We start from the raw sequence: 19,178 nt of genomic DNA on the forward strand, positions 1-19,178 counted from the left end.
TTGATACGCGGTAGCGCGTTGAACTGGAAAGACCCGGCCGGCACTTGGCCGCATTACTAGCGGATGGTTGCAGCGGAGTTCGCGAAAGCATGTCAGGCCGTCCTTGCGGTTGCCGTTGACCCGGAGCCCGTAGGGGCGAATGCGCTGGAATCCCTTCGGCTGGTCGTGTTGGATCCTTGTTTTTCGGGATGGCGACCTATCCAGCGTCGAGCATCACCAAGTCGGCATGGTGACCGACCTTGAGCACGCTGCAGCCGCACATATCGAAGCTGCGTGTTGCGAGGCCCATTCTGTATCGCCTTCTTGCCGATTCAGGCTCTTCCCCGATGCCTAATTTTTAGCGCGCCCGGCGCGAAAAACGATGCTTGGAAGCAACGCGGTGGGCTCCTAACATTCGCTCCCGCTGGCCCTTCAACGTGACGAAGACAACACGCAGGGTCACGCTCTCCGCTCCCAATTCTTCTACAAGGGAATCCGCCATGGCCAATCTCCGGGACCCCGGTCGCCGAAGCCTTCTCAAGACCTCGCTCGTTGCCGGGGGCCTCTCGTTCGGCAGCATGCTGTCGTTCGACACCTTCGCGCAGGGCAAGGCGCGCATCAACATGCAGCTCGGCTGGATCCCCAGCATCAACCAGATCGGCGAGGTAGTGGCCAAGCGGCTGGGCTTCTACGACCAGGAAGGCATCGAGTTCGCCATCCAGCCCGGTGGACCGAACATCGATGGCGTGGCCATCGTGGCTTCTGGCCGCTATGAGGTGGGCCAGGTTTCGTCCAGCCCCTCGGTAATGTTGGCCGTCTCGCAGGGCCTGCCGATCAAGTGCTTCGCTGTCGGCGCCCAGAAGCATCCGTTCACCTTCTTCTCACTGGCCAAGAATCCCGTGCACAAACCCGCCGACCTGATCGGCAAGAAGGTCGGCATCCCCTCAACCGCGGCCATCCTGCTGCGCGCCCTGCTGGCGAAGAACAAGATCGCCGAGAAGGACGTCACCATCATCACGGTCGGCTCCGACATGGTGCCGCTGCTGACCGGCGAAGTCGACGTCGGATGCTGCAGGCAGGCGTGCTCAATAGCACCGCGACGGGGCCCTGCTTGGGCAATGCACGCGCAATTGTCTGGACGCTTATAGGGCGAGGGGCCTTGGAATGAAAATAGACGAACGCCCTCAGCCTAGGGCACGCACAGAATTGCTCAGGGTGCGCGCACAAGCCAGCAGCGAGGGCCCCAAGCGGCTCTCAGCCTCCTCGCGCGTCCAGCGGCTGGTGGGGGCCACGATATGCACGGCAGCCACAGGCCGGCCGTGGCTGTCGATCACAGGAGCACCCAGCGTCATGTCACCCAGGAACAGTTCTTCGCGATTGATGGCGTAGCCACGCTCGCGCGCCTGGGTCAACTCGGCCAGAATGGCCGACTCATCGGTGATCGTGAAGCGCGTGTGAACGGCACGCTCGCTCGCGCGCAACAGCGCCAAGGCCTCCGCATCGGGCAGCGCGCTGAGCCAGGCCCGGCCCGATGCCGTGCAGTACATGGGGATGCGGCTACCGATGGGCATGTGCACCGGTACAAACTGGGCGCTGACGAAGCGCGCCACATAGACCATCTCCAGCCCGTCGGGCTCGGTGAGGCAGGTGGTCTCGGTCGTCACGGTGGCGAGCTCCGAGAGATAGGGATTGGCCAGATCAATCAGCGTGTTGGCTGCCAGGTAGTTGTAGCCGATGCGCATCACGCGCGGTGCGAGCAAGTAGCGACGCGTCTGCGGATGCTTTCGCACAAAACCTAGTTGTTCCAGGGTGAAGACCATCCGTTGCGCCGAGCTCTTGCTGATGCCCGCCGCCGCCGCCACGTCAGCCAGCGTCATGCTGCGCCGCTGCGCACTGAAGGCGCAGAGCACGGCCAGCCCCTTTTCTAGCGACTGATTGAACAAGGGGTTCGCGTCTTCTTCGGGCGATTGCGGCGTGCTCATGTGAGAAGCATAGCAGACGCCATTTTAAATATCGCATATCGATATTATTGAATCTTTTAGTGGTTTTTACGTATTTTTATCAGCCTCGCATGTAGTGATGATTGATTCATGCGATTTGAATTTTTGACTGATGAGGCAACGAAGCACTCACCCAGCAACGAGCCCATGGACATGCCTGTGCAACCGGCCTTCCTGCGTCATGCGCCGGACGGAGATACGGCATGAGTGCCCCCTCCATCGGCTCGCACCCCGACGCCCCCTCGCTGTGGGCCGCCACAGCACCCCAAGCCCCCAACACACCCGCGCTCAGTGCCCCCTCGTCAACCGACGTGCTTGTGATTGGCGCGGGGTACACGGGCCTATCCGCCGCATTGCACCTGGCTGAGGACGGAGCCAGCGTGTGCGTTCTAGATGCGCACGAGCCCGGCTGGGGCGCCTCAGGGCGCAACGGCGGGCAAGTAAACCCCACGCTCAAGCACGACCCCGACGACTTGGTGCGCGTCTACGGTGCTGCGCGCGCCGAGCCGCTGATTGACGCCGTCTCCCACTCGGCCGACCTCGTATACAAGCTGATCGAGCGCCACGCCATCGACTGCGCCCCCGTGCGAGCCGGCTGGCTACAGGTGGGCTACACCCAGCAGGCGATAGACGGTATGCACGCTCGCGCCCAGCAATGGGAGCGGCGTGGCGTGCGCGTGGAGACGTTGGGCCGCTCGGCCGTGGCCGCACGCATCGGCACTCCGGCCTTCGCGGGTGGCTGGCTCGACGGACGCGCCGGCAGCATTCAGCCATTGGCCTATGTGCGCGGCCTGGTGCGCGCGGCACAGGCGCAGGGTGTGCAAGTGCACGGAGGCTCGCCCGTGGTGGCACTGCAGCGCCAGGGCACCGGCTGGGTCGCCACCACGGCCCAAGGCCACCGCGTGCAGGCGCAACAGGTGGTGTTGGGCACCAACGGCTATACCGACGGACTATGGCCGGGGCTGGCCCGCACAGTGCTCGCCGCCAACAGCTTCATCGTGGCCACACGGCCGCTCGGCAAGGCGGGTGAGCACATCCTGCCCGGCGGCGAAACGGGCTCGACCTCGCAGCGACTGCTGCTGTACTTCCGCAAGGATGCGCAGGGCCGGCTGCTGATGGGCGGACGCGGTCACTTCAACGACCCGCGGGGCCCCGGCGACTTCGCGCACCTGGAGCGCGCGGTAGCGCTGATGTTCCCCGGCCTCGGGCCTCTGCAGTACGAGTATCGCTGGGCCGGGCGCGTTGCCATCACACGCGATTTCATGCCGCACCTGCACCAGCCCGCGCCGGGCATCACCATGGCACTGGGCTACAACGGGCGCGGCATCGCCCTCGCCACGAGCCTAGGCCGGCACGTGGCAGCCTTGGCAGCGGGCGGCGGCGCGGCGGCCTGCCCCTTCCCGATCACGCCCGTGCAGCCCCTTCCGCTGCACGGGCTGCAGCGCTTCTACATCGCTGCCGGGGTGGCCTGCTACAGCCTGCTGGACCGCATCTGGACGTGAGTGAACTCCGGTCTTGGAAGAGCCCGGGATCTATCTTCCCCTACACAAGAAACGACCTCAACTGGAGCTTTGAATGTACGAATATGCAGGACTAGACCTCGCTCTTGGCTATGCGGCCCATCTGGATCGAATGCAACAGCTAGCACGAGACAATCCACTGCAGGGCCTACCCGGCGTCCGTCTTCGGTACGACATGCTTGGAGAGCGCTATGTCTACCCAAGGCCCGCAGGCATGCGGGTGCGCAATACATTCATTGTGCTGAAAGGCAGGGAGATTCCACTTCGAGTCTATTGGCCTGCCACCGAAGAACCACCGCCTGTCATCCTCTATATGCATGGAGGCGGCTTCGTCGCAGGGAGCCACGATTCGCACGACATGATCGTGGCGCAGCTTGCTCAGGCAACAGGCGCGGCGATCGTTAGTGTGCATTACCGGCGAACGCCCGAGAACCCCTTCCCAGCGGCTCATGAAGATTGCTGGGAAGCTTTGAATTGGACGCACGCCCAAGGAACAACACTTGGATGGGATTCATCGCGGATGGCCGTTGCCGGCGACAGCGCGGGCGGACTGCTTTCCACTGCCATGTGCATGCTCGCAAAGAGAAAGGGAGGACCGCGCCTCCGCTGCCAAGCACTGGTCTATGGCGTCTTTGACATGAATACGGAGCGCCCGTACTACCGTACCGCCAAGGACACTTCGCTCTTCTACGATTCAATATGCACGCTAGTTCCTGCGTACCTCGGTTCGCAGCCTGGAGTCGCAACTGATTCTCTTGCAGTACCGCTGCGCGCGTCTATCGACGAGTTGCGAGGATTACCACCGGCATATTTCCTGAACGCTCAATACGACCCTCTGCTGGAGGAGGAAGGTGAATACGCGGCATTGCTTAAGCAGGCCGATGTCCTCACCACAGTAGAAATAGTCCCCGGAACTATGCACGGCATGTTACGGGCGATGGACGTGTGCCCCAGGGTAAGGGATGCGTTTGACCGTCTGGCGCTGGCGCTACGTCAGCATCTGGGAACAGCATAGCCCCCGCATTACAGCGGCTGACTGAGCCAAGTACTCATAGACGCTCCAAAGCCTTGGAACACCGAGGCGCCACCTTTCTTCGCTTCAGTTCAAAACACACGGTGCCATTGCGCGGTGTGCTTATTGATCGGTACCACGACAATGACATTGACACTGCGCAGCTTGCATCCAGAGCTTCTGGATGCTTTTGAGCCTATCACGCGCTGTCGCGCGCAGCTCGCCGAAGTCGGCGAGACAGCAGTTGGCCAGGACATGCGGCTTGAGCCATGCCCACAGGTATTCCACCGGATTGAGGTCAGACGCGTACGGCTGCAAGAGCACGATCTGGATATGGACACCCAGACAGCCAAAGTAGTCGTACCCCAGCCGACTGCGGTGCGCCTTCAAGACGTCCCAAATGATAAGCACTGGCTGCTTCAAGCATGACCTGTCAGATTACTCGCCCTAAAAAAACCAGGAGACATTCAATGAAAGACACGCCGATGAGACACCATCCCCCCCTTTCTGCGGCCAGCTTTGCAGTTGCAGCGATATGTCTTTCGCCTGCCGCAAATGCACAATCAAGCGTGGCGCTATATGGCATCTTAGATGCAGGGTTCGTCGTCGCCGATCGTGGTCACGGCGTCAAAATCACCCAAGTCAGCTCCGGCATTCTCTCAGGCTCTCGTTGGGGCGTACGAGGGGTCGAAGATCTAGGTGCGGGACTGAAAGCGCTGTTCACGCTCGAAACGGGACTTGACCTAGATACCGGCACCCTTAAAGCCTTCAGTCCACAGCCTTCCAGCGCCACTCCAACCGCACCAAACGGCGCTGTCTTTACTGGGGGCTTCAATCGTCGCTCATTTGTCGGGCTCGACACACCTATCGGCGAGTTTCATTTCGGCCGTGACTATGCGCCGTTCTTTCATGCCGTACTAAAGGCTGACACGATGTCGCTTGGACTGTTCGGCAACCTACAAAGCAGCGTCAGCATCACTGGGTCATCGGAGCGATGGGTACGTTTTAGCAATGGGGTGAATTACCTCAGCCCGAACCTTGGCGGTTTGCGCGTCCGGGCCGCATACAGTTTTGGGGAAAACACTGGCGCACCCGGAACAGCACCAAAGGGCGCAAGCAATGCGTGGGGCCTCGGAGCTGAGTACTCAATGGGGGATCTTGAACTCGTTGGATCATATCAAGCGCTGCAACTCGCCAACACCGCCGGAATGCCCGTCGCATTCACAGGGAACACAACGACTGTGCGGAATTGGCTCCTCGGCGCTCGTTACACGAACGGCGATTTCGCGGCTACGACTGGGCACTGGCGTGGTTCTTCGCCGTGGAATGGCCGCACTAGCTGGATAGGAGTTGCCTACTCAATGGGAAACCACACCGTATCGACACAGGTTCAGAGCCTGAGCCAAGCCAATCCCGCAGGATCTAAGCGAGAGGCCACCGTGATCGGTCTAGGCTACACCTATAGTCTCAGCCGCCGAACCACGCTCTATGCAACTTGGGGGCGTAGCATAAACAACGCAACGGCCTCCGTAGCCGTGCTTGCAGCAGATGTGTCCATCGCTCCAACAGCGGCCGGAGCGGATCCCAAAGCAACGGCCATCGGCGTTCGCCATACTTTTTGAATGGCTCAGACTTTCAAATTACCTCTAGAGACAAGAATGAACTCTGTTCGCAGAAGAACCATGTTACGCATGAGCGCGGCACTAGTAGCTCCAGTGACTATCTTTGTGTCATCCGCAAATGCGCAGAGCTCTACCAACTATCCAAACCGCCCAATAAGGGTCGTTGTTGGATTTACCGCGGGTGGGATGACCGACCTTGTAGCGCGCACAATCGCACTAAAGTGGGGCGAGCGGCTGGGGCAGCCTATGGTCATCGATAACCGTCCCGGCGCCAACAACGTCATCGCAACCACTTCGGTCGCAAATGCCCCCGCGGACGGCTACACCCTCCAGTTTGTAGGTGCCGGTCATGCACTCAATGCCGCCTTGTACAAAAATCTCCCTTACAACTCCGTTACCAGTTTTGAGCCAATCGGTACTGCAACAGTAACGAGCCCCATTCTGGTCGTTAGTCCGACTCTGAAAGTGAATAGCGTGCAAGAACTGGTCGCATTGATCAAGGCACACCCAGGAAAATTCAACTACGCATCCGCGAGTACCTCTGCTCAACTAACGATGGAGTTGTTCAAACAGGTCACAGGGACCGATATCGTGCATGTGCCGTATAAAGGGACTGCCGAGACGGTACCAGAGCTCGTAGCTGGACGTGTGCACATTGCCATTGATAGCATAGTTGGTCTATTGCCTACCATCCGGGAAAAGCGCTTGCGCCCGCTCGCTGTAGGAACGCCGACCCGATCGCCGCTCTTGCCTGAGGTTCCGACCTTTGCGGAGATCGGCCTTGGTGGATTTATTGCGCCAGCTTGGACGGGCTTTCTCGCCCCAGCAAAAACGCCATCGGCCATCGTTGCCAAGCTCAACTCTACGCTGAATTCCGCTTTGCAGGATCCCGAAGTGCAGGGCATGCTGGCACAACAAGCGTCCGTAGTGAAGGCCAGCACACCCGAGGAGTTTCGTCAACTGATCGCTGCGGATGCAGTTCGGTGGAATAAGGTGGTGGAAGAGGCAAATATTCCCAGAATATAGTGCGTGCAGTTTCGGTGTCGGCAATGAAATCTGCACAAGTGGTCTTGTTGCGCGCCATCAACACGCAGATGCCTCATGCGACGCGGGAAGAACCGGCCGTACCGGCGTGCAGTGCGGTGGGCGCGGCAACCATTCGTAGAACCTTGCGCGCTCAGGACATCGTGCGTGTGATGCCCGAGCGTAGAGTGTTCCAAACGCCTGTATCCAGTCAGTCCAATCACAAGCGCTACAGCTACACAGCCGCCCATCGGCGCGAAGCAGACCCGCAATACAGTAACCTGACCAACGCCGAATGGGCACTGGTCGCCGATCTCTTCGAGCGTCCAGCGAGAAAGCTTGGAACCGCCGGCTCGCTACGAGCGCCGGCACATGGTCGACGCCTGCTGCTACGTCCTGCATGCAGGCTACGCTCGGCGCCTGTTGCCATTGAGTTTTGCACTGTGGCAGGCAGTCTGCAAGGCATTTGTGCGCTGGATCCAGAGAGCCGAGAGAGATCTTGATTCGCTGTTCGTTGTACCAACGGATGTAGGAGTCCACCGCCTGTATGAACTGTTCGATGGTTGTGGACTGCCAGTTGCGAGGATAGAACAGCTCAGTCTTCAGCCTGCCGAAGAAGCCTTCGCACGCCGCGTTATCTGGCGAGTATCCCTTGCGCCACATCGAGCGAATCAGCTTCGCATCGGCGATGCGCGAGAGCCAGCCTGGCCAGCGATAGTGGGCGCCACGATCGGAGTGAACGACGGGCCGGTCTTCGGTATCGACCACCGTCTCGATGGCCGCGTCCAGCATCGTGTTGACGAGTTCAGCGTCCGGGCGTGTACCGAGCGACCAGCTGACGACCATGCCGTCAAAGCAGTCGATCATGGGGGACAGATACACCTTGCCGGCCGGGATCTGGAACTCCGTGATGTCGGTGAGCCACTTCTCGTTGGGCGCTGCAGCCCCGAAGTCTCGGTTCAGAAGGTTGTCTGGCGCCGGACTGATCTCTCCCAGGTATGAGCCGTACCTGCGCCGCTTCAGTCGGGCAACGACCAGGCTCTCTTGCTTCATCAGCCGCTGCACAACCTTCTCCGAGATGTTCGCGCGCTGCCTGTTCAGGGAAGCCTGCAGCCGACGGTAACCATAGCAGCAGTGGTTGCGCTCGAAGATGTCGGTGAGGGTTCGTCGCACCTCGGCGTACTTGTCCGCTGCATCGAGCCGAGCTCGATGGTAGAAGTAGGAACTGCGGGCCAAGCCCACTTCGTTGAGCAGTTCCCCAAGGGAATACGTCTGCCTCAGGGCATCAACCAGCAGCGTCTTCTCCCGATTGGTCAGGAGCTGCCGGTTGATGCCCAGGTCTTTTTTGAGATTTCATTCGCCTTCTTCAAGAGGTCTTGCTCAAGCTTCAAACGTCGGATATCGCGTCGCAGGGCCTCGAGCTGGTGCTCCAGGTCCTCCCGTTCTGGGTCTGGCGGTAAATCGTTTTGACGCTTCATGGATGCAGGAGCCTCGCGACCGAGTAGCTGATTTTTCCAGTTGTACAGCGTCGGCCTGCACACGCCCAGCTCTGGGGCCACGGCTTGTGCACTCTCCTGGCGCGTGCACAACGCGATGACAGCCGCATGCTTCATCGCTGGCGGCCGCGCTGTCGCGTTAGATCGACCGACGATGCGCACGTGCAGTTCGGGGTGTGATTCGTGGATCCAGGAACGCAGAGAATCGCGTCCCGGATAGCCCAACGACCTGATGGTGAATGCGATGCAGCTCCCATGATCAAGGTAGTGCCTGACAGCCACCTCTTTCTGCTCCTGAGAATACTTGGGCTTGGAGCGCGCGTAGCCCTTTGGCAAGTCGGACCGCTGCTCGTAATCCCGATACCAACTTCTCAATGCATTCTTGGTTGGGTATCCCAATTGGCGAATGGTCGCCTTGACCCGTTTGCCGAGCTTGACGTACAGCTCGACCGCTCGAATCCTGTCTTCGTATGAATACATGAACTACCTCCTGGTAGTCCAAGTTTTCGTCCGCACCCCCACTGGCTCAGTTTCCGGTCGGCGCCAACATTGCCGCCGAGCGGTTGAAAGAAGTTGTCTGTGGGAGTCATATCGCGTGGCCTTTGGGGAATACTAGGCACGGGCGGAGTTCGGGGATCTCATAAATTTCAGCTTCCGCAGTTAGTTTTTTTGCTGCGGCCCCGGCCCCACCCACCTAGGATTTGGCGGATGAGCATTGCCCGTCCTGTCGTCTTTTTTTCCAGCTCGCTCGATTCACCCGACGCCTGGCATCGGGCCCTGAGCTCGGAACTGGGAGAGTTCGAGTTCGTGGTTGGTCCAGATTGCGGGGATCCCGCGCAGGTGGATGTTGCCCTCGTCTACAGCGTTCCCAAGGGCGGGCTTCGTCGCTTTGAAAACCTGAAGGCCTCAAGTGCCAAGGCGGGTTCGTGATTTTCTGCGGCTCGCGTTCGCCAAGCTATGGAATCGCGATCAACGGAATTACACCCAAAAGTAGCGCTGCTGCCAGCATCGCCAGCACCAGCCCGAAAACCCAAAGCAGTGACGCGCGTTGGTTGTCCCCATACTCGATATCGAGCATAGCAACCAAAAGATAGGTGGACGCGACCAGCGGGCTTAGCAGATGAATCGGCTGACCGAGAAGTGACGCACGAGCCATTTCTGCAGCCGTGATGCCATAGGTGCTGGCGGTGTTAGTCAGAATCGGAAGCACACCGAAGTAGAAGGCGTCATTCGTCAGCACGTAGGTCGCTGGCGCACTTAGCAGCGCAGTCGCTGGCGCCATGTACGGCCCTAGCCAGGTCGGCATCACATTGAGAAGGCCGTCCGACATTTCCTTGAGCATTCCAGTTCCCGCAAGGATGCCCGTGAAGATTCCTGCAGCAAAGATGAGGGAAACAACGGCCAACACATTTGAAGCATGCGCGGCGAGGCGCGCCTGCTGATCTTTCAGCTTGGGATAGTTCAGTAAGAGCGCGATTGCCGTAGCCACCAAGAACAACGCAGGCAATGGCAGCAAGCCCTTGATCAAGGCGATCAGAAGAAGCGCCGTCAACAGCAGGTTGGGAATCAACATGAATGGCCGTCGTGTGTCTACGGATCCGTCGACTGGAGGCTCTCGACTGTGATCTAACGAGAGCATGGCTAGAGCGCCAAGACGTCGACGCTCTTTGACGCCAAAGAATGCAGCGACACCCATTTGATAGATGAAACCCAACAGCATCACAGGGATCAGCGGAACGAACACCTCCGTAACGTCGATGTGCATGGCCGAAGCAGCGCGCGCTGTGGGTCCACCCCACGGCACGATGTTCATGATCCCGATAGACATGAGCAGAACTGTCGCCATGTACTGCAGGCGAACTCCGAGGCGACGGTAGATAGGCAAAAGTGCAGTGATGCAAATCACGTAGGTCGTTGCACCATCTCCATCGAGCGCCACTAGCGTTCCCATGATCGCAGTACCCAGCAGCAACTTTAGAGGGTCGTGGCCGACAACTCTCACGATCATTCGAATCAACGGGTCGAACAACCCTGCGTCTGTCATCACGCTGAAATACAGGATTCCGAACGTGAGCATGACTCCGGTGGGAGCGAGCTTGGTGATGCCTTCGATCATCATCTTTCCGATCGCGTCCGGCGAAGCGACCAGAAGACCAAATGCGATGGGCACCAGCGCCAGTGCAACAAGTGCTGACATGCGCTTGGTCATGATGAGCACCATGAAGGTCAAGACCATGCCGTACCCGAGGGCGAGTAACATTGAATTTTCTCCTGAGGCCGGCCCTGGGGAGTGAGATGTGTGACGACGCGACGCGAGGTCTAGCCATCTTTGGGATAGCACCATCTAGCCATTGACAAGAATGGCTGCCGGAAATTTTTTGATCGCCGCGAACTAGAGCAATCCGCGACTCGAGATCAGCGGGGCATGTCGCTAGCAGGCACCGGACGCGGAGAGGGTCCGTCGTAGCTCCAGATGTACTCGCGTGGAATCGGGCCCTTGTTTCTTCCGCCTTGCTGCGTTTGCTCCCATGCGTGAGCCAGAATTCCGACCGAACGCGACAAGCAGAACAATCCTCGCGCGAGTGGCGCAGGAAATCCTAGTTCCGCATAGATGACGGCAGTTGCACCATCGATGTTCATCGGAATGCGCCTGCCCCCCTTTCTAGACATGAGTTCCGCTTCCACGGCGCGTCCAATTTTTGCGAATCGTCCGCTGACATGACCAGCTTCGGCTGCCTGATTGACAAGTTCGAGTAGCCGCGGCGCCCTCGGATCGATCGGATGAAATCTGTGACCGAAACCAGAAACGAACTTCCCGTGAATGGCAATCGCGTCATCCAGTCCGCGTTGAACGGCAGCGATCTCATCTTCTCCACGCTCGATGCGAGCAGCGATGTTCTGGTACAACTGCACGGCTTGCTCGCCAGCGCCACCATGAACATCTCCCAAGACATTCACGGCCGAAGCCATCGCGTTGTTCAGGCCAATCCCACACGTCGCGGCCATCCTAGCAATGCCGATGCTTGGCGCCTGAGGGCCATGATCCACGGCAGACATCAGCGCAGCATCTAACAAGTTCCCCTGGCCCACGCTGGGGAGTTCGCCGCGGGTCATGAGCCAGATCATCTGTGCGAAGCTCACACGGCCTATTAGTTCCTCAATGGGATAGCCACGGTAGCGGATCACTCCTGGCTCCATTTCGATGATGGAGGTGCGCCACCAATCGCGCACGTCTTGTCGAACCTCTTCGCCCGTCTTTGCATTCATACTGCTTGCACCTCTTTCAGAGTTTCGATCTCGTGGACTCCGTAGCCCAGTTCAGCCAAGAGAGAGTCCGTATGCTCACCCAACTGCGGTGGCGGCGCCACGACGGAAGGTGCCTCACCATTGAGCTTGAAGCCCGTACGCAACACGCGTACATCGCGACCCACGCCCGGGACACTTTTATAGGTCGCGATCATGTCGCGCGTCGCAATCTGCGGGATTTCCAGCACTTGCGGCACGGAGTAAACGGGGCCCGCAGGTACTCCGACCTCATTAAGCGCCCGCCACCATTCATCCATGGAACGGCTTTGCATCGCTTGTTCGATCAGCAATTTGAGCGTTTCGCGGTTCTTGAGACGGGCAGCGCGATCGCTAAATCGCTCGTCGCTGATCCACTCTGGGTGCCCCATCACTTTGCAAACCGCTTCGAACTGCTCTTGCTTGTTCGCCGCAATATTGATGAGTCCATCACCGGTCTTGAAAGCGCCAGAAGGACTTGCTGTGACGTTGTCATTGCCCATCGGAGTCGGAACACGTCCAGCAACCAAATAGTTCGACACCGCCCATCCCATCGTTGCCATCGTTGCTTCAAGCATCGATACGTCGATAAATACCCCATCCGTGCGCTGCTTGTTCGCCAGAGCCGCCGCTACAGCAAAGGCGGCGGTTAGGCCTCCGATGGTGTCGGCGACAGGGTACCCTGCCCTCAGAGGCGCACAGTTTTCGTCGCCGGTGATGCTCATCGCACCTGACATGCCCTGGATGATTTGGTCATATGCCGGCAAATCACGCAGTGGACCGGTTTGACCAAACCCGGAGATGGCGCAATAGATGAGCTTCGGATTTTCTTTCAGCAACGATTCATAGCCAACGCCGAGACGATCCATCACACCGGGCCGGAAGTTTTCGACCACAACATCTGCGGTCTGCACTAGCCTGAGGAAAACTTCCTTCGCGCTGGCATTTTTCAGATTTAGGGTGATGGAACGCTTGCCCGGGTTCTGCGCCAAAAAGGACACTCCCATGTTGCAGCGATTTAGCTCCGCATCGGCGCCGAGTTGCCGAGCCAGATCTCCATTGCCGCGAGCTTCCACCTTGATCACGTCGGCGCCCATATGCGCCAGTTGATGACAGCAGAATGGACCGGCAAGAACGTTGGTGAGGTCGAGGACCCGAATGCCCTTCAGAGGGGTGAGTGCCATGATGTACTTTCAACTACTCGGGTTTGATGCCAGCTTGCTTGATGACGGCGCTCCAACGCTGGATTTCGCTTCTGACAAATTCGTTCGCTTGCGCGGGCGAATTTGTCACTACCGTCATCCCCATTTCTGCAAACCTCTTTCTAGCCTCGGGCTGCGCAAGCGCTGCACCGATTTCCTTGTTCAGCTTGTCGATGATGGGTTGCGGCGTGCCAGCTGGCGCACCAAGGCCGATCCAATAGTCGATATCCATCTTGGGAACACCAGCCTCCTTGGCAGTGGGCACGTCGGGGATCATCACGTTCCGTTCTGATCCGGTCACCATCAACGCCTTGAGTTTTCCGCTCTTGATATGAGGCAATGCCGTTGGCACGGAAGTGATAAGGGCCTGGACCTGGTTGCCCATCAGGTCGGTCAGTACGGCGCCGGCACCCTTGTAGGGCACGTGGACGATGTCAGTCCCCGTGGTGTTCTTGAAAAGTTCGCCTGCCAGATGCGTGTTGGTGCCGTTGCCACCAGATCCGTAGTTCAGTTTTCCCGGCTGCGCCTTGGCCAGGGCGATGAACTCCTGAACGGTTTTCGCAGGCACAGCTGGGTTGATGACCAGGACATGCGGCACCTTGACCGCGGTCGTGATTTGCGCGAAGGCTTTGCGGGCATCGAAGGGAATATTCGGCAGCAGCCCCGCTGCGATGGCGTACGACAGTTCGACAGTCAGCAGAGTATTACCATCCGGCGCAGCACGCGAAGCTGCCCCCCATCCAACCAAACCTCCACCACCGGTCCGGTTGTCCACCACCATGGGCGAGCCTACGCCTGGAGCTGCGAACTGGGCAATCACGCGGGTTGCGAGATCGGCACTCCCACCTGGGGCGTAAGGCACGATGATCGTGATTGGCCTGTTCTGCGCAAGCGCGGAGTTTGCGAACAGACAGGCGGTGCCGACAAGCATAAGGCTGCGGCGAGTCATATTGGCTTTCATTTGGTCTCCAACGTTTAATCAAATTGAATCTCGGTCAAGCTTGGCACCCGAGTCCCGTACGGCAAGGCCCCAACGGGATTGCTCGTTCTTCATGAATGCGCCTAGCTCCGCCGCAGTGCCTCCTCGCGGCACACTGCCGTCGCCCCTCAGTCGCTCGACCACCGCTGGATGCATCAGTGCAGCATTCATGACCTTGTTGATGGTCGCGATGGCCTCAGGCGGCGTTCCCGCCGGGGCCACAACAGCCTTCCAGTCCTCTGCCACAAACCCTGGGTAACCAGCCTCGGCTGCCGTGGGTACGTTGGGCAAAACATCGAGTCGCGTGGACGAGGTCACGGCCAAGGCGCGCAGCTTTCCGCTCTTGACAAGAGAGATGACGCTTGGGGGAGTCGCGAAGTAGAAGTCGGTGATCCCTCTTAACAGGTCACTCGCAGCTGGACCGGCGCCCTTGTAGGGCATATGCATCATGTTGATGCCAACACGTTTCGCAAACATCTCGCCGGTGATATGCCCCACGCTGCCGACCCCTACCGAGGCCATGGAGAGCGGCCTTCTCTTGGACAGAGCCTGGAGATCTGCGAGCTGTTTGATCGGCGATGCGGCGCACACGACAAGCACCATCGGCTGCGACGCCAGGAGAACGACGGGGGAAAAATCGCTCTCCACGTCATACGAGACCTTGCTGTGGAGGCTTGGATTGATGGCTAGATTTGCGGTCTGCTCCACGCCAAGGGTGTAACCGTCCTTACTTGCTCTTGCGACAGCGTCGAGCCCGCTATTGCTGCCGACGCCCGACCTGTTGTCGATGACGAACGTCCACCTATCTTTGCGTTCCACCTCATTGACCACCAAGCGCATCAGCACATCTGCTTCACTCGCGGGAGGAAACGGCACAACGAGCTTGATGGGAGCATTGGGGTATGCGCTTTGAGCGAATGCACCTGTTTCTGCGACCAGGTACACCAAACCGGGGGCCACTATGACCAGGTGCGCCAGACTCAGAGCCACTATGCCGCAGGTCAAGAGTCTTCTTGCTAGCATGAAGTGCGCCTTCTTTGGGGTGTGGAGTTGCGAGGGGCAAGTCAGTGCAATCGGTAAACTTGGCTGGCTGTACCTTCGAACAGGTCTTGCCGTTCTTGATTGCTGGCCCTCTTGGTCAGTCGCTTGAAGGCGTTCCAGAGCGTTCTGTACGAGTACGATCCCTTGTCGACCGGAAAATTGCTCTCGAACATGCACCGGTGCGCCCCGAATGCTTCGATGCAGAGTTCGATCCATGGCCTCCACGCCTGAGCAAGCATCTCCGACCCGGGGGGGACATCGCCCTTTTCAAAGTCGAAGCCGTTAATACGCATGCCCAGTCCGCCCAGCTTGACGAAAACATTGGGCAGTTGAGCGAGCTGGCGCATCGATTGAGCCCAGAGCCTGAAGACTTCTGGACCACGCTCTTGATAGGAACCAATACGAACGATGCCACCGCAGTGATTAATGACAATCGTGGTGTCCGGGAACGCTTTAGCGAGATCAAATAGCTCCAGTAGCTGGGGGAAGAACACCCAGGCGTCGTACGAAAGACCGAGCGGGGCCAATTGAGCGAAGCCCTCACGGTAGTTGCGATCCAAGAGGAGTCCACGTGGCGCCGCCGAGAGGGGATTCACTAAAGTGGAGTCAGCATCCCAGGTCGCCAGATGCCTGATTCCGCGAAATCGCCCTTCGCCGGCGTCAATGTGCGCATCAAGCACCTCTCGGACTCCGGCGCCGACTCGGAGGTCCGCGTGCCCCACGATGCCTAGCGCTACTTGGGGCACATCTCTTGCCATTGCTCTAGTGGACTCAACGACAAAAGCCGTCTCGCCAACCGGTTTAAGCACATCTGGACCATCCAGGCGATATCGCGTCATTGCCTGCATGTACACAGACGCGCGCACGTCATGACCCGATCGCGCATCAGCGATGTATTGCTCTTGGAGATAGTGCCAACCGGGTCGATCGTAGAAATGGTGGTGCGCGTCGACGATCTTCAACTCTGGCTCAAGGACCTCTTCCTGCGACAGGGACAACCAGTCTTCACGGACCGCTAGGTAGTTGCTCGCGCTCATGTTTGCTCCTGCGAACCTCGGGATGGCTAGGAATTCCAATCCGAAGTTCTACTGAATAGAACTAAAATCCATCTGGCAGAACTATACAGGCGAGCCATCGTCGGGAATAAAGGGTTTTCCCTATATCGAAAGAGCGGAGATTCCGTTTGCGCGCTAGCTTGACCACTGTGCCAAACTTCGAGGTCACCGGCTGGCAGGCCGACCTACTCGACAAACCCGACATGGCAGAAACATTGGCCCTCACCGAATCCCAGACCATTTCGCTCGACTCGAGTGGTGTCGCAGTACTGGATCGTGCATTCGCGCTGCTCGCGGCCTTTGGGCCGACAGACGACATGCTCACGCTCACTGAGTTGTCTCGGCGGACAGGCCTATACAAGAGCACTGTGTTGCGATTGCTCGCGGCACTCGAGCACGGTGGCTTCGTGCGAAAGCTCTCAAACGGCCAGTACTCCGTCGGGCCCCAACCGCTGCGCCTCGCCGCCATCTATCAGCGATCGTTTCATGTAGAACATGTCATCGAACCATTGCTGAAAAATCTGAGCAGCGCGAGCGGCGAGACCGCATCGTTCTACGTACGACATGGTGAGGCTCGGATCGCAATATTCCGCATCGAACCCGTCCGCGCAGTTCGGGCCGCAGTTGCCATTGGGCAGGAATATCCCATCGGCCAAGGCGCCTCCGGGAAAGTGCTTCAGGCATTTACTCAGCCGCCGACGCCAGCCACGCATCCTATTCGCGGCCGCCTTTGGGCAGTCTCCTACGGTGAGCGGGAGCCGGACACCGCGTCGGTCTCCGCCCCTGTTTTCGGCGTCATGGGCGAACTGCAGGGTGCGCTTGCCCTGTCCGGACCAAGGCAACGCCTGTCCCCTCCAGACGCCATGCTCGCAGCATGTCGGAGTGTTCTGAGGTCAGCTAGTGATGCGACCCGTAGCCTCGGCGGGGATGCCGCCCCCTATGAGCTCAGCCTGAATGCCTTGCAACAAGACATGTTCTCTTTGCCGAAGTGATGGGGCAGAAGGACAGGCCTGCAACCTCTGACGCCCTGACACGACCGGCCCTTCCGTTTTCGGAGCCTCCTGAACTCACGTCCGCCTAAGCCATGTCACGCTGCTTGCAGCAGACCACTTGCCGATGCGCCACCTACTGCGCGGTCCATGCACCATCCATCGCAAGGCTGATACCAGTGATATTGCTTCCCGCCTCGCTGATGAGAAATGCAACTGCTGAAGCAATGTGCTCAGTCGTGGTGAAACGCTGAGAGGGCTCCTTCTCTGCAAGCAGAGTCCTCTCGGCGGCGTCATGATCAAGCCCCATGGCAGACATCCTGTGATGAACTTGCGCCTCGACAAGCGGCGTCCTGACCCACCCTGGACATATCGCATTGCAGGTGATATTCGATCTGGCGTTCTCTAGCGCGATGGTCTTTGTCAGCCCCACTACGCCATGCTTGGCAGATACATAGGCAGCCTTCTCCGCAGAAGCCACCAAGCCGTGGATGGACGCGATATTGACGATTCTCCCAAAGTTGCGCCGCTTCATCCCAGGCAACGCTGCTGCACAAGCGTGAAACACAGCGGACAGGTTGATCGCCATGATCTCGTCCCATTTCGAGGTCGGGAAATCCTCGACTCGCGAGGTGTGCTGTATCCCGGCATTGTTCACTAGCAGATCCACGCGCCCCAACTTGGACTCAACCTCAGACACCAGTCCACGCGCCTGTTCGGGCGACCTGAGATCGGCATGGAAATGGCGTGGCATGTTGGAAAATCCCACTTGCGAGGCGACTTGCATCAGCACGCTGTCGATCTCCTGCGCGGCTCCAAGACCGTGGAGGGCAACCATCCATCCATCAAGAATCAGCGCTTGAGCAATTGCCAGTCCAATTCCGCTGGTCGATCCCGTCACCAGGGCCACTCTTTCGTAGCGGTTCCGACGATCGCTCATGCAGCCTCCGCCATCCTTAGTACCACAGCACCTTTTCGACCGGAATCTTCGATCAATTCATGCGCCACAGTGCAGTCGACGAGGCCCAACTCTGAGTGGATTGGCACATCGAGTTGACCGTTCTCGAGCAAGGCGATAACACGATTTGCAGCCTCGAAACGCTCACTTTGAGTCAACAGATATACCAGCAGGAACTGCAGTCGGATGCCCTTGAAGAGGAACTTGTAGAAGGGGAGATCCGGACGCAACACCCGCGCGGATCCATATGTGACGACCGTTGCACGCTCAGATAAAAGTTCAGAGAGATGCTCTGCATTTGCCCCAAATTCGACTTCAACCGCGTGATCAATGTGTCGGCCATGGGTTGCCGCCAGCACATCGCCAACAAAGGAGGTACTGGTGAAATCGACAAAGGCGTTTGCCCCCGCACTGGCGATATGCTCTTTGTCAGCCGCCCCGCGGCCTGAAGCAATGACAAAGGCCCCCGCGCGTCTGGCAAACTGAATAGCCAGCCTCCCGACATTGCCCGCGCCGCCACTGATCAACACAGCGCGCCCCGCTAGATCCCCGTATCCCGTCGTAGCATGGCACGCTGTAAGCGCGGGGATACCCAGCGCAGCCCCTGTGGCGAAGCTCACCGAATCTGGCAGGTGAAAGCAGTAGTTTTCGTCAATCGCGATGTATTCGGCAGCTGTCCCGTACTGCCGACGCCATTGACCGTTGCAGATCCAGACGCGGTTGCCAGGCGTGACCCGGCGGCACCCGCCCCCCACCTCGACAACAACACCCGCACCGTCGCTGTGGGGCACCACAAAGGGATAGGGCAATTCACTTTTCCCACCTCGAGTTCCAGCTCTAGCCTTGACGTCCGAAGGATTGACACCCGACGCATGAAGCCGCACCAGGACCTCGCCGACTCCCGGGACCGGGATCTGTCGCTCGCCGCATTTCAGAACGCTGCGCGCAGCGCCCACTTCCTCGTACCAAACTGCCTTCATCTTCAACTCCAAAAATCAATGAAGAGAAGTCTAGGCAGCG

The 19,178-nt window shown here is 58.9% G+C and carries 17 protein-coding genes and 1 pseudogene; 7 read left to right on the plus strand and 11 right to left on the minus strand.

Annotated features, from left to right (window positions below; all coding sequences use genetic code 11):
• The first annotated feature begins 479 nt into the window (after window positions 1-479).
• A complete protein-coding gene (locus FFI97_RS22835; RefSeq protein WP_260685115.1) occupies window positions 480-1,127 on the plus strand; it encodes an ABC transporter substrate-binding protein in 648 nt (215 codons plus the stop codon).
• A gap of 36 nt (window positions 1,128-1,163) precedes the next feature.
• Here FFI97_RS22835 and FFI97_RS22840 read toward each other — a convergent pair whose 3' ends face one another.
• On the minus strand, window positions 1,164-1,961 hold the full coding sequence (locus tag FFI97_RS22840) for an IclR family transcriptional regulator (protein WP_139701184.1): 798 nt from the start codon (window positions 1,959-1,961) through the stop codon (window positions 1,164-1,166).
• Between the two features lie 221 nt (window positions 1,962-2,182).
• On the opposite strand from FFI97_RS22840, the gene FFI97_RS22845 reads away from it, so the two are divergent.
• Both FFI97_RS22845 and FFI97_RS22850 read left to right on the plus strand, forming a co-directional pair.
• The gene (locus tag FFI97_RS22845; RefSeq protein WP_139701183.1) at window positions 2,183-3,481 is read left to right on the plus strand and encodes an NAD(P)/FAD-dependent oxidoreductase; all 1,299 of its coding nucleotides are present in this window, start codon (window positions 2,183-2,185) and stop codon (window positions 3,479-3,481) included.
• A gap of 73 nt (window positions 3,482-3,554) precedes the next feature.
• Complete coding sequence (locus FFI97_RS22850; RefSeq protein WP_139701182.1) at window positions 3,555-4,514, plus strand: alpha/beta hydrolase; 960 nt, start codon at window positions 3,555-3,557, stop codon at window positions 4,512-4,514.
• Between the two features lie 120 nt (window positions 4,515-4,634).
• Here FFI97_RS22850 and FFI97_RS34460 read toward each other — a convergent pair whose 3' ends face one another.
• Window positions 4,635-4,922, minus strand: a complete 288-nt coding sequence (locus tag FFI97_RS34460; RefSeq protein WP_369632823.1) for a transposase — start codon at window positions 4,920-4,922, stop codon at window positions 4,635-4,637.
• A 59-nt stretch (window positions 4,923-4,981) separates the two neighbouring features.
• Here FFI97_RS34460 and FFI97_RS22860 point away from each other — a divergent pair, with 59 nt between their 5' ends.
• On the plus strand, window positions 4,982-6,133 hold the full coding sequence (locus FFI97_RS22860) for a porin (protein WP_185993689.1): 1,152 nt from the start codon (window positions 4,982-4,984) through the stop codon (window positions 6,131-6,133).
• A 186-nt stretch (window positions 6,134-6,319) separates the two neighbouring features.
• Window positions 6,320-7,159 carry a tripartite tricarboxylate transporter substrate binding protein gene (locus FFI97_RS22865; protein WP_185993690.1) on the plus strand — a complete coding sequence of 280 codons (840 nt, stop codon included), beginning with the start codon at window positions 6,320-6,322 and terminating at the stop codon, window positions 7,157-7,159.
• Window positions 7,160-7,630: 471 nt separating this feature from the next.
• Here the strand turns inward: FFI97_RS22865 and FFI97_RS22875 are convergent.
• A pseudogene (locus FFI97_RS22875) lies at window positions 7,631-9,132 on the minus strand (IS3 family transposase); the annotation flags it as partial.
• Window positions 9,133-9,360: 228 nt separating this feature from the next.
• On the opposite strand from FFI97_RS22875, the gene FFI97_RS22880 reads away from it, so the two are divergent.
• Window positions 9,361-9,582, plus strand: coding sequence for a hypothetical protein (locus tag FFI97_RS22880; RefSeq protein WP_139701178.1), 222 nt, complete (start codon window positions 9,361-9,363; stop codon window positions 9,580-9,582).
• Between the two features lie 25 nt (window positions 9,583-9,607).
• Here FFI97_RS22880 and FFI97_RS22885 read toward each other — a convergent pair whose 3' ends face one another.
• From FFI97_RS22885 to FFI97_RS22910, 6 genes are all read right to left on the minus strand, one after another.
• Window positions 9,608-10,912 carry a CitMHS family transporter gene (locus FFI97_RS22885; protein WP_139701177.1) on the minus strand — a complete coding sequence of 435 codons (1,305 nt, stop codon included), beginning with the start codon at window positions 10,910-10,912 and terminating at the stop codon, window positions 9,608-9,610.
• 155 nt (window positions 10,913-11,067) lie between these two features.
• A complete protein-coding gene (locus FFI97_RS22890; protein ID WP_139701176.1) occupies window positions 11,068-11,919 on the minus strand; it encodes a citryl-CoA lyase in 852 nt (283 codons plus the stop codon).
• Window positions 11,916-13,118 (minus strand): CaiB/BaiF CoA transferase family protein, encoded by a 1,203-nt coding sequence (locus tag FFI97_RS22895; protein WP_139701175.1) that lies wholly within the window; start codon window positions 13,116-13,118, stop codon window positions 11,916-11,918. Before FFI97_RS22895 ends, FFI97_RS22890 begins: the two co-directional genes overlap by 4 nt.
• Before the next feature lie 13 nt (window positions 13,119-13,131).
• Window positions 13,132-14,097: a tripartite tricarboxylate transporter substrate binding protein gene (locus tag FFI97_RS22900; protein WP_139701174.1), complete on the minus strand. Its 966-nt coding sequence runs from the start codon at window positions 14,095-14,097 to the stop codon at window positions 13,132-13,134.
• A gap of 18 nt (window positions 14,098-14,115) precedes the next feature.
• A complete protein-coding gene (locus FFI97_RS22905; RefSeq protein WP_139701173.1) occupies window positions 14,116-15,138 on the minus strand; it encodes a Bug family tripartite tricarboxylate transporter substrate binding protein in 1,023 nt (340 codons plus the stop codon).
• Between the two features lie 41 nt (window positions 15,139-15,179).
• The gene (locus FFI97_RS22910) at window positions 15,180-16,193 is read right to left on the minus strand and encodes an amidohydrolase family protein (RefSeq protein WP_139701172.1); all 1,014 of its coding nucleotides are present in this window, start codon (window positions 16,191-16,193) and stop codon (window positions 15,180-15,182) included.
• 221 nt (window positions 16,194-16,414) lie between these two features.
• Here FFI97_RS22910 and FFI97_RS22915 point away from each other — a divergent pair, with 221 nt between their 5' ends.
• On the plus strand, window positions 16,415-17,203 hold the full coding sequence (locus FFI97_RS22915; protein WP_139701386.1) for an IclR family transcriptional regulator: 789 nt from the start codon (window positions 16,415-16,417) through the stop codon (window positions 17,201-17,203).
• Window positions 17,204-17,336: 133 nt separating this feature from the next.
• Here the strand turns inward: FFI97_RS22915 and FFI97_RS22920 are convergent, their stop codons facing one another.
• Window positions 17,337-18,140, minus strand: coding sequence for a 3-hydroxybutyrate dehydrogenase (locus FFI97_RS22920; protein WP_139701171.1), 804 nt, complete (start codon window positions 18,138-18,140; stop codon window positions 17,337-17,339).
• Window positions 18,137-19,138 carry an NADPH:quinone reductase gene (locus tag FFI97_RS22925; protein WP_139701170.1) on the minus strand — a complete coding sequence of 334 codons (1,002 nt, stop codon included), beginning with the start codon at window positions 19,136-19,138 and terminating at the stop codon, window positions 18,137-18,139. The genes FFI97_RS22920 and FFI97_RS22925 overlap by 4 nt, the downstream gene beginning before the upstream one ends.
• Between the last annotated feature and the right edge of the window lie 40 nt (window positions 19,139-19,178).

The organism is Variovorax sp. KBS0712 (assembly GCF_006323185.2).
GTDB lineage: Bacteria > Pseudomonadota > Gammaproteobacteria > Burkholderiales > Burkholderiaceae_C > Variovorax > Variovorax boronicumulans.

What these genes read in the sequence shown, in the direction of transcription:
- FFI97_RS22845 (WP_139701183.1), top strand. Translation starts at nt 2,183, where the DNA reads ATGAGTGCCCCCTCCATCGGCTCGCACCCCGACGCCCCCTCGCTGTGG.
- FFI97_RS22835 (WP_260685115.1), top strand. Translation starts at nt 480, where the DNA reads ATGGCCAATCTCCGGGACCCCGGTCGCCGAAGCCTTCTCAAGACCTCG.
- FFI97_RS22890 (WP_139701176.1), bottom strand. Translation starts at nt 11,919, where the DNA reads ATGAATGCAAAGACGGGCGAAGAGGTTCGACAAGACGTGCGCGATTGG.
- FFI97_RS22900 (WP_139701174.1), bottom strand. Translation starts at nt 14,097, where the DNA reads ATGAAAGCCAATATGACTCGCCGCAGCCTTATGCTTGTCGGCACCGCC.
- FFI97_RS22885 (WP_139701177.1), bottom strand. Translation starts at nt 10,912, where the DNA reads ATGTTACTCGCCCTCGGGTACGGCATGGTCTTGACCTTCATGGTGCTC.
- FFI97_RS22910 (WP_139701172.1), bottom strand. Translation starts at nt 16,193, where the DNA reads ATGAGCGCGAGCAACTACCTAGCGGTCCGTGAAGACTGGTTGTCCCTG.
- FFI97_RS22850 (WP_139701182.1), top strand. Translation starts at nt 3,555, where the DNA reads ATGTACGAATATGCAGGACTAGACCTCGCTCTTGGCTATGCGGCCCAT.
- FFI97_RS22880 (WP_139701178.1), top strand. Translation starts at nt 9,361, where the DNA reads ATGAGCATTGCCCGTCCTGTCGTCTTTTTTTCCAGCTCGCTCGATTCA.
- FFI97_RS22860 (WP_185993689.1), top strand. Translation starts at nt 4,982, where the DNA reads ATGAAAGACACGCCGATGAGACACCATCCCCCCCTTTCTGCGGCCAGC.
- FFI97_RS22840 (WP_139701184.1), bottom strand. Translation starts at nt 1,961, where the DNA reads ATGAGCACGCCGCAATCGCCCGAAGAAGACGCGAACCCCTTGTTCAAT.
- FFI97_RS22905 (WP_139701173.1), bottom strand. Translation starts at nt 15,138, where the DNA reads ATGCTAGCAAGAAGACTCTTGACCTGCGGCATAGTGGCTCTGAGTCTG.
- FFI97_RS22895 (WP_139701175.1), bottom strand. Translation starts at nt 13,118, where the DNA reads ATGGCACTCACCCCTCTGAAGGGCATTCGGGTCCTCGACCTCACCAAC.
- FFI97_RS22925 (WP_139701170.1), bottom strand. Translation starts at nt 19,138, where the DNA reads ATGAAGGCAGTTTGGTACGAGGAAGTGGGCGCTGCGCGCAGCGTTCTG.
- FFI97_RS22865 (WP_185993690.1), top strand. Translation starts at nt 6,320, where the DNA reads ATGACCGACCTTGTAGCGCGCACAATCGCACTAAAGTGGGGCGAGCGG.
- FFI97_RS22915 (WP_139701386.1), top strand. Translation starts at nt 16,415, where the DNA reads ATGGCAGAAACATTGGCCCTCACCGAATCCCAGACCATTTCGCTCGAC.
- FFI97_RS22920 (WP_139701171.1), bottom strand. Translation starts at nt 18,140, where the DNA reads ATGAGCGATCGTCGGAACCGCTACGAAAGAGTGGCCCTGGTGACGGGA.